12 protein-coding genes are annotated in these 15,595 nt (G+C 65.7%); 7 read left to right on the forward strand and 5 right to left on the reverse strand.

All coding sequences use genetic code 11. The annotated features are described in order from the left end of the window. The first annotated feature begins 209 nt into the window (after positions 1 to 209). Entirely contained in the window at positions 210 to 2,936 is a 2,727-nt protein-coding gene (mgtA, locus tag ASD94_RS08750; RefSeq protein ID WP_056641407.1) for a magnesium-translocating P-type ATPase, read from the forward strand. Positions 2,937 to 2,960: 24 nt separating this feature from the next. On the opposite strand, the gene ASD94_RS08755 is transcribed toward mgtA, so the two are convergent. Both ASD94_RS08755 and ASD94_RS08760 read right to left on the reverse strand, forming a co-directional pair. Continuing rightward, complete coding sequence (locus ASD94_RS08755; protein WP_056641411.1) at positions 2,961 to 3,287, reverse strand: hypothetical protein; 327 nt, start codon at positions 3,285 to 3,287, stop codon at positions 2,961 to 2,963. A gap of 208 nt (positions 3,288 to 3,495) precedes the next feature. Then, positions 3,496 to 4,182: a DUF3334 family protein gene (locus tag ASD94_RS08760; RefSeq protein ID WP_056641414.1), complete on the reverse strand. Its 687-nt coding sequence runs from the start codon at positions 4,180 to 4,182 to the stop codon at positions 3,496 to 3,498. Between the two features lie 253 nt (positions 4,183 to 4,435). Between ASD94_RS08760 and ASD94_RS08765 the strand changes: the two genes are divergently transcribed. Further along, entirely contained in the window at positions 4,436 to 5,494 is a 1,059-nt protein-coding gene (locus ASD94_RS08765) for a sensor domain-containing diguanylate cyclase (protein WP_082576809.1), read from the forward strand. Positions 5,495 to 5,614: 120 nt separating this feature from the next. On the opposite strand, the gene ASD94_RS08770 is transcribed toward ASD94_RS08765, so the two are convergent. Further along, positions 5,615 to 6,076: a (2Fe-2S)-binding protein gene (locus tag ASD94_RS08770; protein ID WP_056641418.1), complete on the reverse strand. Its 462-nt coding sequence runs from the start codon at positions 6,074 to 6,076 to the stop codon at positions 5,615 to 5,617. A gap of 20 nt (positions 6,077 to 6,096) precedes the next feature. Next, complete coding sequence (locus ASD94_RS08775) at positions 6,097 to 8,367, reverse strand: xanthine dehydrogenase family protein molybdopterin-binding subunit (protein ID WP_056641421.1); 2,271 nt, start codon at positions 8,365 to 8,367, stop codon at positions 6,097 to 6,099. Between the two features lie 358 nt (positions 8,368 to 8,725). Here ASD94_RS08775 and urtA point away from each other — a divergent pair, with 358 nt between their 5' ends. From urtA to urtE, 5 genes are all read left to right on the forward strand, one after another. Next, on the forward strand, positions 8,726 to 9,988 hold the full coding sequence (gene urtA / locus ASD94_RS08780) for an urea ABC transporter substrate-binding protein (protein WP_056641426.1): 1,263 nt from the start codon (positions 8,726 to 8,728) through the stop codon (positions 9,986 to 9,988). Between the two features lie 153 nt (positions 9,989 to 10,141). Beyond that, complete coding sequence (gene urtB, locus ASD94_RS08785; protein ID WP_056641428.1) at positions 10,142 to 11,722, forward strand: urea ABC transporter permease subunit UrtB; 1,581 nt, start codon at positions 10,142 to 10,144, stop codon at positions 11,720 to 11,722. Between the two features lie 20 nt (positions 11,723 to 11,742). Continuing rightward, positions 11,743 to 12,882: an urea ABC transporter permease subunit UrtC gene (urtC, locus tag ASD94_RS08790; RefSeq protein ID WP_056641431.1), complete on the forward strand. Its 1,140-nt coding sequence runs from the start codon at positions 11,743 to 11,745 to the stop codon at positions 12,880 to 12,882. Then, positions 12,879 to 13,754 (forward strand): urea ABC transporter ATP-binding protein UrtD, encoded by an 876-nt coding sequence (urtD, locus tag ASD94_RS08795; protein WP_056641435.1) that lies wholly within the window; start codon positions 12,879 to 12,881, stop codon positions 13,752 to 13,754. Before urtC ends, urtD begins: the two co-directional genes overlap by 4 nt. 76 nt (positions 13,755 to 13,830) lie before the next feature. Next, positions 13,831 to 14,523, forward strand: coding sequence for an urea ABC transporter ATP-binding subunit UrtE (urtE, locus tag ASD94_RS08800; protein ID WP_056641437.1), 693 nt, complete (start codon positions 13,831 to 13,833; stop codon positions 14,521 to 14,523). Positions 14,524 to 14,527: 4 nt separating this feature from the next. Here the strand turns inward: urtE and ASD94_RS08805 are convergent, their stop codons facing one another. Then, positions 14,528 to 15,385, reverse strand: coding sequence for a phosphatase PAP2 family protein (locus ASD94_RS08805; protein WP_056641440.1), 858 nt, complete (start codon positions 15,383 to 15,385; stop codon positions 14,528 to 14,530). Between the last annotated feature and the right edge of the window lie 210 nt (positions 15,386 to 15,595).

Genomic DNA, 15,595 nt, shown 5'->3' on the forward strand with positions numbered 1-15,595 from the left:
GCGCCACCCCACACCACCCCCCTTGAACTTTGCATACCGGGCCCTGGGCCGGAGGCGATGGCTTGCGTGACCGCGTGAGCCGCATCCTCTGGCCGTTGCGGGCCAGAAGGAGTGACTCACCATGTTCCGTTTCATCCACATTTCTGCGCACACGGCACCACAGCCCGTAACGCGCAACGCCGCCAGCGTTGGCTGCTAGGGAGACCGCCATGAGCTTCCTGCACCACCTGTTCGACCGCTTTCTGCACACCCGCCATGTCACCCGCCACTTTGCGCGGCGGCTGATTCTGGACACGCTCACGCTGGGCCGCGCGCCCACCCCCGCCACCTCGCCCGACCTGCTCAGCCGCGAACTGCAACGCGCCGCCAGTGATGAGCTGCCCGCACTGATCGAGCGCCTGCAGTCCGACCCTGCAGGCCTGAGCGACGCCCAGGCTGCGGCCGCCCTGGCCCAGCACGGCCCCAACGAGGTGGAGCACGAAAAGCCGCTGCCCGCCTGGCTGCACCTGTGGCACTGCTACAAGAATCCGTTCAACGTGCTGCTCACGGTGCTGGCACTGATCTCGTACCTCACCGAGGATCACGAGGCTACCATCGTGATCCTGGCGATGGTGGTGCTCTCCACGCTGCTGCGGTTTGTGCAGGAGGGCCGCTCCAACCGCGCGGCTGAGCGCCTCAAATCGCTGGTCAGCAACACCGCCACAGTGCTGCGCCGCAGCGACACGGGTGGCGCAGCCACGCCGCGCGAGCTGCCCATCCACCAGCTGGTGCCGGGCGACCACATCGTGCTGTCGGCGGGCGACATGATCCCGTCGGACTGCCGCGTGCTCACGGCCAAGGACCTGTTCGTGAGCCAGTCGGCCATGACGGGCGAATCGCTGCCGGTCGAAAAATTTGCCGAGCGCAGCCAGCCCGGCACCAGCGCGCTGGACGCGACCAACCTGCTGTTCATGGGCACCAATGTGGTCTCGGGCTCGGCCACGGCGCTGGTGGTGGCCACGGGCAACCACACCTACTTTGGCACGCTGGCCACGCGCGTCACGGCCACCGACCGCACGCCCACCGCGTTCCAGGCAGGTGTCAACAGCGTGAGCTGGCTGTTGATCCGCTTTGCACTCGTCATGGTGCCCATCGTGCTGGTGGTCAACGGCTTTACCAAGGGCGACTGGTTGCAGGCCTTTTTGTTTGCCCTGTCGGTGGCCGTGGGCCTCACGCCCGAGATGCTGCCCATGATCGTGACCAGCACGCTGGCCAAGGGGGCCGTGCTGCTGTCGCGCAAGAAGGTGGTGGTCAAGCGGCTGGATGCGATCCAGAACTTCGGCGCGATGGACGTGCTGTGCACCGACAAGACCGGCACGCTCACGCAGGACAAGATCTTTCTGGAGCGCCACACCGACGTGTTTGGCCACAACAGCGACGAGGTGCTGGCCTTTGCCTACCTCAACAGCCACTACCAGAGCGGCCTCAAGAACCTGCTGGACCACGCCGTGCTGGAGCATGTGGAGCTGCAGACCGACCTGCGCCTGGCGCAGGACTACCGCAAGGTCGATGAGGTGCCGTTCGACTTCGTGCGCCGGCGCATGTCGGTCATCGTCAGCGAGCGCAACGACCACCACGAGCTGATCTGCAAGGGCGCGGTGGAAGAGATGCTGGACGTGTGCACCCAGGTGCGCGTGGTGGAAGACACCGGCGTGCAAGACCTGCCGCTGGACGCCACCCTGCGCGCACGGGTGCTGGAGGTGACGCGCGGCCTGAACAACGAGGGCCTGCGCGTGGTGGCCGTGGCCATGAAGGAGACGCCGCCCCACCAGACCGTGTACGGCGTGGCCGATGAATCGGGCCTCACGCTGATCGGCTACGTGGCGTTTCTGGACCCACCGAAGGAATCCACCGCCCCCGCGCTCAGGGCGCTGGCCGCGCACGGCGTGGCGGTGAAGGTGCTGACCGGCGACAACGAGCTGGTGACGCTCAAGGTCTGCCGCGAGGTGGGCCTGGCCGTGCAGGGCGTGCTGCTGGGCAAGGACGTGGACGCCATGGACGACGCCGCGCTGGCGCACGCCGCCGACACCCACAACGTGTTTGCCAAGCTATCGCCGCTGCACAAGGAGCGGCTGGTGCGCGCGCTGCGCGCGGGCGGCCATGTGGTGGGCTTCATGGGCGACGGCATCAACGACGCCCCCGCGCTGCGCGCGGCCGATATCGGCATCAGCGTGGACAGCGCGGTGGACATTGCCAAGGAGGCGGCCGACATCATCCTGCTGGAGAAAAGCCTGATGGTGCTGGAAGAGGGCGTGATGGAAGGCCGCAAGACCTTCAGCAACATGCTCAAGTACATCCGCATGACGGCCAGCTCCAACTTCGGCAACGTGTTCTCGGTGCTGGTGGCCAGCGCGTTCTTGCCCTTCTTGCCCATGCTGCCGCTGCACCTGCTGGTGCAGAACCTGCTGTACGACCTGTCGCAGATCGCCATCCCGTTCGACAACGTGGACGAGGAGCTCATCCGCAACCCGCTGCAATGGAACCCCGGCGATATTGGTCGCTTCATGGTGTTCTTCGGGCCCATCAGCTCGGTGTTCGACATCACCACCTTTGCGGTCATGTGGCATGTGTTCGGCGCCAACAACGAGGGCGCGCAGACCCTGTTCCAGTCGGGCTGGTTTGTGGTGGGGCTGCTCACGCAGACGCTGATCGTGCACATGATCCGCACGCCCAAGCTGCCGTTTGTGCAGAGCGTGGCCTCGGTGCCGCTGCTCACGGCCACGGTGCTCATCATGGCGGTGGGCATCTTCATCCCGATGGGGCCGCTGGCCGGGCACTTCAAGCTGCAGGCGCTGCCACTGGCTTACTTTCCGTGGCTCGTGGGCATCCTAGCGGGCTATGTGGTGCTGACGACCGTGATGAAGCGCTGGTACGTGCGGCGCTACGGCTGGCAGTGAGGGGGCGCCAGGTGCGCGCCTGGGTCATCGCGCCAGGGCCTGCTCCAGCTCCTGCTTGTTCATCCGGGACCTGCCCCGGATGTTCACGCGCTTGGCGTCTTCGTACAGCTGCTCGCGCGTGCGGCCCTGCGGGCCGCGGTGCGAGTTTTTGCCGCCGCGCACCGGCGCTGGCGTGGCTTTCAGGGTCTTGGGGTTGGCCGTGCGGGCTTCGCCGTGTTGCGCCCGCTCCTTGTTCACGGTGCGCGCGGCAATCTCTTCAGCGGTGCTTTCGCTCTCTCCGCGTTCTAGCAGGCTGTCCTTGATGTGTTCGTACTGGCGCTCGCGTTTAGCGCTCCAGGCTGCGCGTGGCATGGGGGCTCCTTTCGGTTCGACGGGGGGCTTTTTAGCTTAGACCCGTGACCTGGCGAAGCGGTCAGTGCATTGTGACGGCGGGTGTAGGACAAGCCCGGTGAGCGGGCCACGCCCTGCGCCGCAGGAGCGTCTGGCTTGGGTTTTGATGTAAAAACGGCCGCAAGCGCCAGTGCATCATGCGCTGGCAGCTATCATTTTTGTAGTTTCTCTACATCCCCAGCGATTTGAGCAGTTCGTCCGTATCGTCCTGGCCGACAGGCGGCGGGGCGGGCACGGGCGGGGCAGCCTGCGACTGGGCCATGAGCGCATCGGGGTCGGGCGCCTCCTGCGCTTCGAAGTCGTAGAGCTTGATGAACTCGGTGCGGTCGATGGCGAGTTCCAGGTAGAAGATGTTGTTGTTGCTGGTGTAGAAGGTCACGCGCCGGGCCTCGGGCTTGTCGAGGTTGGCGTCCACCGACAGCTGCACCTGCTTGTTCAGCACCAGCATCTTGGGCTGGTTCTGCGTGATGTGGGTCTGCAGCTCGCGCCGCACCTTGCCGGTGAAGTCGCCCACTACCTGGTTCATGAGCTCGCCCATCACGTTGCTGACCTCGTCGGACGTGTACGAACTGACCAGGTCGTCCTTGGACATGCCCATGTTCAGCAGGTAGTTGGCATACAGCTCCATGGCCGCCTGGCCGCTGAAGTTGATGATCACCAGCCCCGAGAAGCCGCCGTCGAACAGCACAAAGCAGCCGATTTCGGGCCGCAGGCAGGTTTTGCTGATGCGCTGCACCATGCCGGAGTAGTGGATCTGGCTGTGCGTGGCCACGCCCAGCACGCGGGTGACGGAGTTGCACAGGCTGATCAAAAGGTCTTCGGTGCCGTAGACGGTGGATTTGTCGGGGGTGCTCATGGTGTCTTGGATAAGGTTGCTGGGGCCAGCATAACCGCTGCACACAGCATAGGCGAAGGCGCTGCGCTGTATCTGCGTGCTTTCCCCGGTAGTGGCAGGGTGGCCACGGGGCCGCCCAGAAGGTTGAGCGCGCCCGGTTGACAACCTGCGGGGGTGGGGTATCGTGCCTCCCACCACCAGCGCCTGCCCGGCACGCCTGGGGATGGCCCCACCAAGGGCCCGTTGACGTACACGGTTGTGAAGACACGGCACCATGGGTGACAAAGAAGACCTGAACCGCGAGCGGCTGGAACTGGTGCTGGAAGCCGCCGGGCTGGACCTGTGGGAAAACGACCTGGTCACCGGCCAGGTCACCCACAAGGCGACCAAGACCTTTCTGGAGCTGGGCTTTACCGAGGACGAAATCGTGTCGGGCGTGCAGGACATCTATGGCCTGTTCCACCCCGGCGACCTGGACATCGTGCGCCAGGCCGTGGCAGACCATGTGCAGGGCGTCACGCCGCAGTACCGCGCCGAGTTCCGGCTGCGCTCCAAAGCTGGCGAGTGGATCTGGTTTGCCAACTACGGCCGCATCATGGACCGCAGCAGCGCCACGCCCGGCAAGCGCCTGATCGGGGTCACCTTCAACATCCACGACCGCAAGCAGAAGGAAGACGAGATCGCCCAGATCAACCGCCAGCTGGTCGAGCAGAACCAGTTGCTGCAGACGTTGAACGCGGCCCTGGAGCGGCTGGCTGCCAACGATGCGCTGACGGGCCTGGCCAACCGCCGCACGCTGATGGAGCTGGGCGCCAACGAGTGCAAACGCTCCGAGCGGTTTGAACACCCGCTGTCGCTGCTGGTGGTGGACATCGACCTGTTCAAGGCCGTCAACGACGCCTGGGGGCACCTGGCTGGCGACCGCGTGATCTGCGCGGTGGCCCACGCCTGCGCCGCGCGCAAGCGCAGTGGCGTGGACATCGTGGCGCGCTTTGGCGGCGAAGAATTCGTCATCGTGCTGCCCGAGACCGACGGTGCCAGCGCCCTGCATGTGGCCGAATCGCTGCGGCGCGACGTGGCGGCGCTGCAGGTGCCCGTCAATGACGCGGGGGGCACGGTGTCGGTCACCGTGAGCATTGGCGTGACCACATGGCGCGAGGGCGCTTGCGCGGGTTTTGAAGCGCTGCTGAACCAGGCGGACCTGGCCTTGTACCGCGCCAAGCAGACCGGGCGCAACGCGGTGTACTGCGCCGAGGAGCCATGCGGCGATGCCATGCCCGCGCGGTGGGCCCGCGACCCGCAGGACGACACCGGTGGAGCGCGGTTGAACTGAAGACTGGGTGAATCGGCCGGTGGCGGGGTGGCGTTGCCTGGCCTGGTGTGCGTACTGGATGTTAAATACCCAGGAAGCGCCTATTCTGATTGGCGTTGTTGCTATGAAATGTGCAGTAATTCAGGCGGCCTTGTTCCCCGCCGCCTGGTGGATGGCCGCCCGGATGCGCGGGTAGGTGCCGCAGCGGCAGGTATTGCCAGACATGGCCGTATCGATGTCGGCATCAGTCGGCTGCGGGGTTTTCTTCAGCAGCGCGCAGGCTGACATCAGCTGCCCGCTCTGGCAGTACCCGCATTGCGCCACATCCACCGCCGTCCACGCCGTGCGCAGCGCGGTGGCTTCGGGGCCCTGCAGGCCCTCGATGGTGGTGACCTGGGCATTGCCCACGGCCGACAGGGGCGTGATGCATGCGCGCACCGGCTTGCCGTTCAGGTGCACGGTGCAGGCGCCACACAGCGCCATGCCGCAGCCAAACTTGGTGCCGTTCATCTGCAGCTCGCCGCGCAGCACCCACAGCAGGGGCGTGTCGGGTTCGGCATTGACAGCGACGGGTTGGCCGTTGAGGTTCAGGGTCGTGGTCATGGGGGCTCCGGTGCGTCGGGTCAGCTGAGCTTGAGCGGCAGCGCGCGCAGGCGCTGGCCGGTCAGGGCAAACAAGGCGTTGGCCACGGCGGGTGCGATGGGCGGCACGCCGGACTCGCCCACGCCCTCGGGGGGCTCGGCGCTGGTCATGATGTGGGTCTCCACGCGGGGGCAGTCGGCCATGCGCAGCAGGGGGTAGTCGTGCAGGTTGCTCTGCTGCACCTGGCCGTCTTTGATCGTCACTTCGCCCCACAGCGCCGCCGTGAGGCCGTAGACCACGGCGCTTTCCATCTGCTGGGCAATCAGGTTGGGGTTGATGGCCGCGCCGCAGTCGATCACGCACACCACGCGGTGCACGCGGATGGCCTTGTCGGCACCCACCGACACCTCGGCCACCTGCGCCACGATGGAGCCAAACGACTGGTGCAGCGCCACGCCGCGCGCCCGCTGCACGCCCGACGCATCCGGCGGCAAGGGCTGGCCCCAACCGGCCAGCTCGGCCGCCTTTTGCAGCACCTTCAGGTGGCGCGGGTGTTTTTGCAGCAGGGCTGCACGGAAGGCCACCGGGTCCTTCTTGACGGCGTGGGCCGCTTCGTCCACAAAACTCTCTTTGAAAAACGCCTGGTGCGAATGCCCCACCGAGCGCCAGAAGCCCACGGGCAGCGGCAGGTCGATGATCTCGTGGGCGATGCGTGCGTGGGGCCACTCGTAGGGCTGGTCGAACGCGCCTTCGGACGCGGTCTTGTCCGGCCCGGCGCCTGGCAGGCCAAAGGTGCGGGCCAGCACCTGCGGCACGATGGCCTGGCCGGCCGACACGTTGTGCCAGGCCACCAGCTGGCCCTGTGCGTCCAGCCCGGCCTTGAACCGCGCTACGCAGGCGGGGCGGTAGAAGTCGTGCTGCATGTCCTGCTCGCGGGACCACAGCGTCTGCACCGGTGCGCCCCCAGCAGCCTTGGCAATGGCGGCGGCCTGGGCTACGTAGTCCACCTCCAGCCGCCGGCCAAAGCCACCGCCCAGCAGCAGCTGGTGCACGGTCACCTTGTCTTCGTCGATGCCCAGGGCCTTGGCGGCCGCCATGCGCGCCAGGCCCGGCACCTGGGTGGATGTCCACACGCTGGCCGCGCCGTCCTTGAACTGCACCGTGCAGTTGATCGGCTCCATGGTGGCGTGGGCCAAATAGGGCGCGCGGTAGTCGGCCGTGAAGGTGGTCGCTGCGCCTTGCAGGGCCTGGTCCACATCGCCCACGCTGTGGTAGCCAAATCCCTGGGCCTGGTCCAGCGCCTGGGTCAGCTGCGTCATGACGGCGGCGCTCGACAGCGTCGCGGCGGGGCCGTGGTCCCACTGCACGGTGACCGCGGCGGCGGCCTTCTTGGCGTGCCAGGGCGTGTCGGCAATCACAGCCACGCCGCCGGTGCCGCCGTGGTACGGCGCGACGGCCAGCACCTGCTTCACCCCAAGCATCTTTTGCGCAGCTGCGCCATCGAACTGGGCCACCTTGCCGCCCCGCGTGGGGCACATCACCACGCTGGCGTGCAGCAGGCCGGGCGGGCGGGCGTCGATGCCAAACACTGCCGTACCGTCAAGCTTGGAGGGCGCCTCGATGCGGGTAAGGGGCTTGCCGATCAGCTTGAATTCAGCAGGCTCCTTGAGCGTGACCTTGCCCGGTGGCGGCTGCTGCGCCGCCAGTGCTGCCAGTTCGCCAAACGTGGCGCGCTGGCCTGCCGCGTGTTCCACCACGCCGGCGTTGGCCTTGCATTCGGCGGCCTGCACCTTCCATTGCACGGCGGCTGCATTGATGAGCATGGCGCGGGCGTGGGCACCGGCCTCGCGCATGGGGTGCCACAGGTCCTTGATGCTGCTGGAGCCGCCCGTCATCATCACACCCACCTCGCGCATGGTTTTGGCCGTCAGCCAGCCCGCCACGGCCTTGATGGAGCCGTCGTTGTCGGGGTGGAATGGCAGGCCGTCCACCACCGTGGCCAGGTTGTTGTAGATGTCGTCGATGGGCGCCATCTCCAGCCGCACCTGGGCCCAGTCGGCATCCAGCTCCTCGGCCAGGATGGCCGCCAGGCCGGTGTGCGCGCCCTGGCCCATTTCGGACTTGGCCATCATCACCGTCACCGTGTTGTCGGCCGCTACCTTGAGCCAGCCATTGAGTGCCACCTGGCCCGTGCCTTGGGGCAGGGGGTGCGCGGTGTGCAGCCGCTGGCGCGGGGGCACCACACCCCAGCCGATGACCAGCGCGCCGGCCGTTGCGGCGCCGCCAAGCAGCACTGTGCGTCGTTTCACCATGGGTCGGGTCCTTTGTGGCTGAGCGTGGGCTGTGGCCGCCATCGTAGAGGGGCAGGGCATTTCCCACAGAGCGCTGTGGGTGCGGAGATTGTGAGTGTTTTTGGCTGCTAGTGCTCATTGGGTATGCCCTAATAGCTATTAAATGAATAGCGTTTCGCCTACCCGACACAGGCGTTGCTTGCAGGCTGCATCCTTCAACGGCGGCGCTGGCGTGTACGCCACCCGGCGTATTTCGCCAACCGGCCCTGCTCTCCAGAATCCATTCCATCGCCCGATCCAATGCGGCTCCCCACCGGGGCCCGCCGGGCGAAGCGGTTTGATTGATTCCCAGACTGAAACCACCACCGGAGAAGCACACATGCAACGTCGTTATTCCCTCAAGGCCCTCGCGGCCGTCGCTACGCTCGCTGGCCTGTCTGCGCTGCCAGCCCACGCCCAGGACACGATCAAGGTCGGCATCCTGCACAGCCTGTCGGGCACCATGGCCATCTCTGAGACTGTGCTGAAAGACACCGTGCTCATGGCGATCGACGAGATCAATGCCAAGGGCGGCGTGCTGGGCAAGAAGCTCGAACCCGTGGTGGTGGACCCTGCCTCCAACTGGCCCCTGTTCGCTGAAAAGACCAAACAGCTGCTGGGCCAGGACAAGGTCTCGGTGATCTTCGGCTGCTGGACCAGCGTGTCGCGCAAGTCGGTGCTGCCCGTCGTGGAAGAAATGAACGGCCTGCTGTTCTACCCCGTGCAGTACGAGGGTGAAGAACTGTCCAAGAACGTGTTCTACACCGGTGCCGCGCCCAACCAGCAGGCCATCCCTGCAGTGGACTACCTGATGAGCAAGGACGGCGGCAGTGCCAAGCGCTGGGTGCTGCTGGGCACCGACTACGTCTACCCCCGCACCACCAACAAGATCCTGCGCGCCTACCTCAAGAGCAAGGGCGTGAAGGATTCGGACATCGATGAAAAGTACACCCCGTTCGGCCACAGCGATTACCAGACCATCGTGGCCGACATCAAGAAGTTCAGCCAGGGCGGCAAGACGGCTGTGGTCTCCACCATCAACGGTGACTCCAACGTGCCCTTCTACAAGGAACTGGGCAACGCAGGCCTGAAGGCCAAGGACGTGCCTGTGGTCGCCTTCTCGGTGGGCGAGGAAGAGCTGCGCGGCGTGGACACCAAGCCGCTGGTCGGCCACCTGGCCGCCTGGAACTACTTCCAGTCCATCAAGAGCCCGGCCAACACCGAGTTCATCAAGAAGTGGAGCGACTACGCCAAGGCCAAGGGCATCGCGGGTCACAAAGACAAGCCGCTCACCAACGACCCGATGGAAGCCACCTACATCGGCATCAACATGTGGAAGCAAGCGGTTGAAAAGGCCAAGAGCACGGACGTGGACAAGGTGATTGCCGCCATGGCCGGCCAGACCTTCAAGGCACCGTCGGGCATCGTGAGCAAGATGGACGAGAAGAACCACCACCTGCACAAGAGTGTGTTCATCGGCGAGATCAAGGCCGATGGTCAGTTCAACGTGGTGTGGAAGACCCCTGGCCCTGTGAAGGCCAAGCCATGGTCGCCCTACATCGAAGGCAACGACAAGAAGAAGGACGAGCCCGAGAAGAAGTGATCTCCCCCTGAGCGGCTGCGCCGCTTCCCCCTCTCTCACGCTGCGCGTGGGAGGGGGACGCCCCCAGCGCGGCGGGGCGGCCCTTGCGCGGGGGCCCTGGTCTAGGCCCTGCCCTCTGCATGGGCCTTTGCATATTGACCGACTGGCCCCTCCATGAATTTCTCTTTCATACCTCGCCTCATTGCCTGCCTCTTGCTTTACGCAACTGCGCAGGCACAAGCACTCACCACCGAACAGGCCTTGGCCATGGCCGCCGGCGAAACCGACGACCGCGTGGCCGCCGTGCAGCAGGCCGTGGTGGAGCCCAGCGAACGCACCGCTGCCTTCTTGCAGGCGCTGGCCGACGACGCGGTGAAGGTGGCCGGCGGAAAGGCGCTGATCGTGCGCGATGACAAGGGCATCGACCCTGTCACTGGCGCCGAGGTTCCTGTGCCCGCCGATGCTGAAGACATCATCAACAACAACCGCATGCGCGGCGAGATCGACACGGCCCTGGCGGGCCTGGCGCTGTTTGGCAAGGACGAAACCCAGCGCATGGCTGCCGCCAAGGCGCTGACTAAGGAGCCTGATGCGGGCCGACTGCCCCTGCTCGACAAGGCACTGGCGCAGGAGACCAACGACAAGATCAAGACCCAGCTGGAGCTGGCGCGCGCCGCCACGCTGCTGGGCAGCGACGACCCCGCACAACGCATTGCGGCAGCCCAGGCACTGTCGCTCAGCGCCACACCCGATACGCGGCTGCTGCTCAACGAACGCGTCACGGTCGAAGAAGACCCCAAGGTCAAGGCTGCGCTGCAGGCCGCCCTGCGCGCCATGGAAGGCCAGCTGGCCTGGGGCGAACGCCTAGGCGCTGCGTTCTCGGGCATCAGCCTGGGCTCCATCCTGCTGCTGGTCGCTTTGGGCCTGGCCATCACCTACGGCCTCATGGGCGTGATCAACATGGCCCATGGCGAGCTGATGATGATCGGCGCCTACGCCACCTATGTGGTGCAGGGCATCTTTCAAAAGTATTTTCCGGGCGCGTTCGACTGGTACCTGGTCGCAGCGCTGCCGCTGGCGTTTGGCGCCTCGGCCGCTGTGGGCGCGGTGCTGGAGCGCGGCGTGCTGCGTTTTCTGTACGGCCGCCCGCTGGAGACATTGCTCGCCACCTGGGGCATCAGTCTGGTGCTGATGCAGCTGGTGCGCACGATTTTTGGCGCGCAGAACGTGGGCGTGGAAAACCCCGCGTGGATGAGCGGCGGCGTGCAGGTGCTCTCGAACCTCACGCTGCCCTACAACCGCCTCGTCATCATCGGCTTTGCCATCGCCGTGCTGCTGGGCATGGGCTACCTGATTGGCCGCACGCGCCTGGGCCTGTTTGTGCGTGGCGTCACGCAAAACCGCCCCATTGCCTCGTGCATGGGCGTGAACACCGCGCGCATCGACACCATGGCCTTTGCGCTGGGCTCGGGCATTGCGGGCCTGGCCGGTTGCGCGCTGAGCCAGGTGGGCAATGTGGGGCCCGACCTGGGCCAGAGCTACATCGTCGATGCCTTCATGGTGGTGGTGCTGGGCGGCGTGGGTCAGCTGGCGGGCACGGTGTATGCCGCGCTGGGCCTGGGCATTTTGAACAAGTTCCTCGAAGGCTGGGCGGGCGCCGTGCTGGCCAAGATTGCGGTGCTGGTGTTCATCATCATCTTCATCCAGAAGCGGCCCCAAGGCATCTTCGCGGTCAAAGGGCGTACGGCCGACTGAAGCACCAGAGACGACAGATCATGACTACGCCAACCTCTCCCCACCTCCAACTGCCTGCACCGGCGCCGCTGCTCACGCGCGGCGGCTGGTCGGCCTTCATCGTGGCGCTCATCGTGGTGTGCGCTGTCGCCCCCGTGCTCAACCTGTGGGTGCCCGCAGGCAGTGTGTTCCACCTGTCGGACTACGCCGTGGCGCTGCTCGGCAAGATCATGTGCTACGCCATCTGCGCGCTGGCCATGGACCTGATCTGGGGCTACACCGGCATCCTGAGCCTGGGCCACGGCCTGTTCTTTGCCCTGGGTGGCTACGTGATGGGCATGTACCTCATGCGCCAGATCGGCCGCGACGGCAACTACAAGAGCGACCTGCCGGACTTCATGGTGTTCCTCGACTGGAAGGAACTGCCCTGGCACTGGGCGCTGTCTGATAGCTTCATCGCCACGCTGGTTCTCATCGTGGCCGTGCCGGGCGTGATTGCGTTTGTGTTCGGCTACTTCGCCTTCCGCTCCCGCATCAAGGGCGTGTACTTCTCCATCATCACGCAGGCCATGACGTACGCGGCCATGCTGCTGTTCTTCCGCAACGAAACCGGCTTTGGCGGCAACAACGGGTTTACCGACTTCAAGCGCATCCTGGGCACACCGATTGCCACGCAGAACATGCGCATGACGCTGTTTGTGCTGACAGGCATCACGTTGCTGGGCTTCTTCCTTTTGGCCCGCTGGATGGTGCGCAGCAAATTCGGCCGCGTGCTGCAGGCCGTGCGCGATGCAGAGAGTCGCGTGATGTTCTCGGGCTACTCGCCGCTGCCCTACAAGCTCACCATCTGGACCATCAGCGCCATGATGTGCGGCGTGGCGGGCGCGCTGTATGTGCCCCAGGTCGGCATCATCAACCCGGGTGAGATGAGTGCTGCCAACTCCATCGAGATCGCCGTGTGGGCGGCCGTGGGCGGCCGCGCCACGCTCCTCGGGCCCGTCGTGGGTGCGTTCATCGTCAACGGCGCCAAGAGCTGGCTCACGGTGACGGCGCCGGAGTTCTGGCTGTACTTTCTGGGCGCACTGTTCATTGCCGTGACGCTGTTCCTGCCCGATGGCGTGGTGGGCCTGGTCAAGAAGCTCAAAGCAAAAATGACAACCACGAAGGGAGCTGCGCAATGACGCCCGATCTGATGGAAGAAGGCGCGCGGCGGCTGCAAAAGACGCTGGCGCCCGCTGTGCTGGGCCAGACCGAGTCGGGCGGCCGCGCGGCAGGCTTCTCACGCGTGGCGGTGCCGGGCGAGGTGGATGTGACCCATGGCCGCATCCTGTACCTGGAGGATGTGCACGTAAGCTTTGACGGCTTCAAGGCCATCAACGGCCTGAGCCTGGACATCGCCCCGGGCGAGCTGCGTTGCATCATCGGCCCCAACGGCGCGGGCAAGACGACGATGATGGACATCATCACCGGCAAGACGCGGCCCGACAAAGGCACGGTGTTCTTCGGCTCCACGATTGACCTGCTGCGCCACAACGAGCCGGAGATCGCCAGCCTGGGCATTGGCCGCAAGTTTCAAAAGCCCACGGTGTTCGAGCAGCTCAGCGTGTTCGAGAACCTGGAGCTGGCGCTCAAGACCCACAAGGGCGTGAAGTCCAGCATGTTCTTCCGGCTCGACTCCGCGCAGTCGGATCGCCTGGCCGAAATCCTGCACACCATTCACTTGGCCGACAGCGTCACACGCCAGTCGGGCAACCTGAGCCACGGGCAAAAGCAGTGGCTGGAGATTGGCATGCTGCTGATGCAGGACCCCAAGCTGCTGCTGCTGGACGAACCGGTGGCGGGCATGACGGACGAAGAAACCGCGCGCACCGCCGAGCTGTTTCTCACGCTCAAGGGCAAACATTCGCTCATGGTGGTGGAGCACGACATGGGTTTCATCCACACCATCTCCGAAAAAGTGACGGTGCTGTGCGATGGCTCGGTGCTGGCCGAAGGCACGCTCGACCAGGTGCAGGCCGACGAGCGCGTGATCGAGGTGTACCTCGGCCGGTGAAGGTATTCACTATCAAAAATATAGCTGCCAGCGCATATTGAACTAGCGCTAGTGGCCCAAAACACTCCAAGTCACCATGCTCACCGTCCAGAACATCAACCAGTACTACGGCGGCTCCCACATCCTGCGCGACGTGAGCCTCACCGCCACCCCGGGCAAGGTCACCGTGCTGCTCGGCCGCAACGGCGTTGGCAAGACCACGCTGCTCAAAAGCCTGATGGGCCTGGTGCCCATCAAGAGCGGCTCCATCCAGTTCGACGGCAAAGCCATTGACAAAGCCACGCCCTACGACCGGGCGCGCGCCGGCATCGGCTTTGTGCCCCAAGGCCGCGAAATCTTCGGCCGCCTCACCGTGGAAGAAAACCTGCGCATGGGGCTGGCCTACAAAAGCGGCTCCACCCCCGTGCCGCCGCACCTGTACGAGCTGTTCCCCGTGCTCAAGCAAATGCTCAAGCGCCGGGGCGGTGACCTGTCGGGCGGGCAACAACAGCAGCTGGCCATTGCGCGTGCACTGGCGCCCGGCCCGCGATTGCTGATCCTGGACGAGCCCACCGAGGGCATCCAGCCCAGCATCATCAAGGACATCGGTCGCGTGATCCGCATGCTGGCCGACCAGGGTGAGATGGCCATCCTGCTGTGCGAGCAGTACTACGACTTTGCGCAGGAGCTGGCCGATGAGTACCTGGTGATGGAGCGCGGCGAGGTCATCGCACGCGGGCCGGGCTCGGAGATGGAAGCCAAGGGCATTCGCAACCTCGTCGCCATCTGACGGCTCATGGCTGTTGCGCCACAGCGCCGAGGGCTGGGCTGCGCCAGCGCGACACACTCTCCATGATCAGCACCGTGCACACCATCCACGTGCCGCCCAGCAGCCAGCCCGCCAGCACATCACTGGCGTAGTGCACGTGCAGCACCACGCGGCTCCAGCCGGTGGTGAAGATCAGCGCACCGGCCAGCACCGCTGCCGGCAGGTGCCAGGCGCGCGGCAACAGACGCGTGGCCAAGTAGGCCAGCATGGCATAGGCCACCATCGATGCGCTGCTGTGCCCGCTGGGAAAGCTGTAGCCGCTGGCCTCCGCAATGCCGTGCGTGTGCTCGGGCCGCACGCGCTCGAACAGGTTTTTCAGCACCTTGGTCAGCGCGCCGTTGCCAGCCATCGCCACCAGCCAGCCGGTGGCCAGCAGGCGGTGCCGACGCAGCCACAGCGCGGCGGCCACGCCCAGTGCCAGAGTGGTCTGCACCCACGTGTCGCCCAGGTGGGTAAGGGCGGCAAACCACCGCAGCACGGCGGCCGATGCCTGCGCTTGCAGGCCAGCGGCCAGGGCATCGTCCAGCGCACCCCACGTGCCCTGGGCGCGCCCGCTCTCCGCCAGCTCAGCCATGGCGGCACCGGCCATCACCAGAGCGCACGCCGAGACGGCCATGGCTGCCACCAGCACCCAGCGCGCTTGCGCTGGAAACACGCGACCCAGCGGTGCGCCCGCGTGTTGTCGCAGGCTGCGCAGACCGGTCAACGCCACGGCGCCCAGCAAAGCGAAAACCAGCACGCCTGCCATCCACCAGCCTACGGGGTGCTGTGCCAACAGGGCGCCAATGTCGGTGGCGGCCAGGGCGCCGGGGGTTGTGGTCATGGGGAGAGATCGTCCTTTTCTGTCTGCAGGGGTGGTCAGGGGCGCATGGAGAGAAGCCAGGGGTTGTACCGAAGTTCCCAGCATCCCATTGAATGGTGGGTGTATTGCGCCTTCAAGGCAGCTGTCGGCGCAGGCTGACAGACGGAAGGCATGGCTACCGGCTGCGCGGCGCACGATCGCTTGCCACCATGGAGTGCCCTGTAGTCCGTG

Source organism: Acidovorax sp. Root70, from assembly GCF_001428225.1.
GTDB lineage: Bacteria > Pseudomonadota > Gammaproteobacteria > Burkholderiales > Burkholderiaceae_C > Acidovorax.

Bases quoted from the DNA above. Each gene is read 5' to 3' on its own strand.
- mgtA (WP_056641407.1), top strand. From the start codon at position 210: ATGAGCTTCCTGCACCACCTGTTCGACCGCTTTCTGCACACCCGCCAT.
- ASD94_RS08755 (WP_056641411.1), bottom strand. From the start codon at position 3,287: ATGCCACGCGCAGCCTGGAGCGCTAAACGCGAGCGCCAGTACGAACAC.
- ASD94_RS08760 (WP_056641414.1), bottom strand. From the start codon at position 4,182: ATGAGCACCCCCGACAAATCCACCGTCTACGGCACCGAAGACCTTTTG.
- ASD94_RS08765 (WP_082576809.1), top strand. From the start codon at position 4,436: ATGGGTGACAAAGAAGACCTGAACCGCGAGCGGCTGGAACTGGTGCTG.
- ASD94_RS08770 (WP_056641418.1), bottom strand. From the start codon at position 6,076: ATGACCACGACCCTGAACCTCAACGGCCAACCCGTCGCTGTCAATGCC.
- ASD94_RS08775 (WP_056641421.1), bottom strand. From the start codon at position 8,367: ATGGTGAAACGACGCACAGTGCTGCTTGGCGGCGCCGCAACGGCCGGC.
- urtA (WP_056641426.1), top strand. From the start codon at position 8,726: ATGCAACGTCGTTATTCCCTCAAGGCCCTCGCGGCCGTCGCTACGCTC.
- urtB (WP_056641428.1), top strand. From the start codon at position 10,142: ATGAATTTCTCTTTCATACCTCGCCTCATTGCCTGCCTCTTGCTTTAC.
- urtC (WP_056641431.1), top strand. From the start codon at position 11,743: ATGACTACGCCAACCTCTCCCCACCTCCAACTGCCTGCACCGGCGCCG.
- urtD (WP_056641435.1), top strand. From the start codon at position 12,879: ATGACGCCCGATCTGATGGAAGAAGGCGCGCGGCGGCTGCAAAAGACG.
- urtE (WP_056641437.1), top strand. From the start codon at position 13,831: ATGCTCACCGTCCAGAACATCAACCAGTACTACGGCGGCTCCCACATC.
- ASD94_RS08805 (WP_056641440.1), bottom strand. From the start codon at position 15,385: ATGACCACAACCCCCGGCGCCCTGGCCGCCACCGACATTGGCGCCCTG.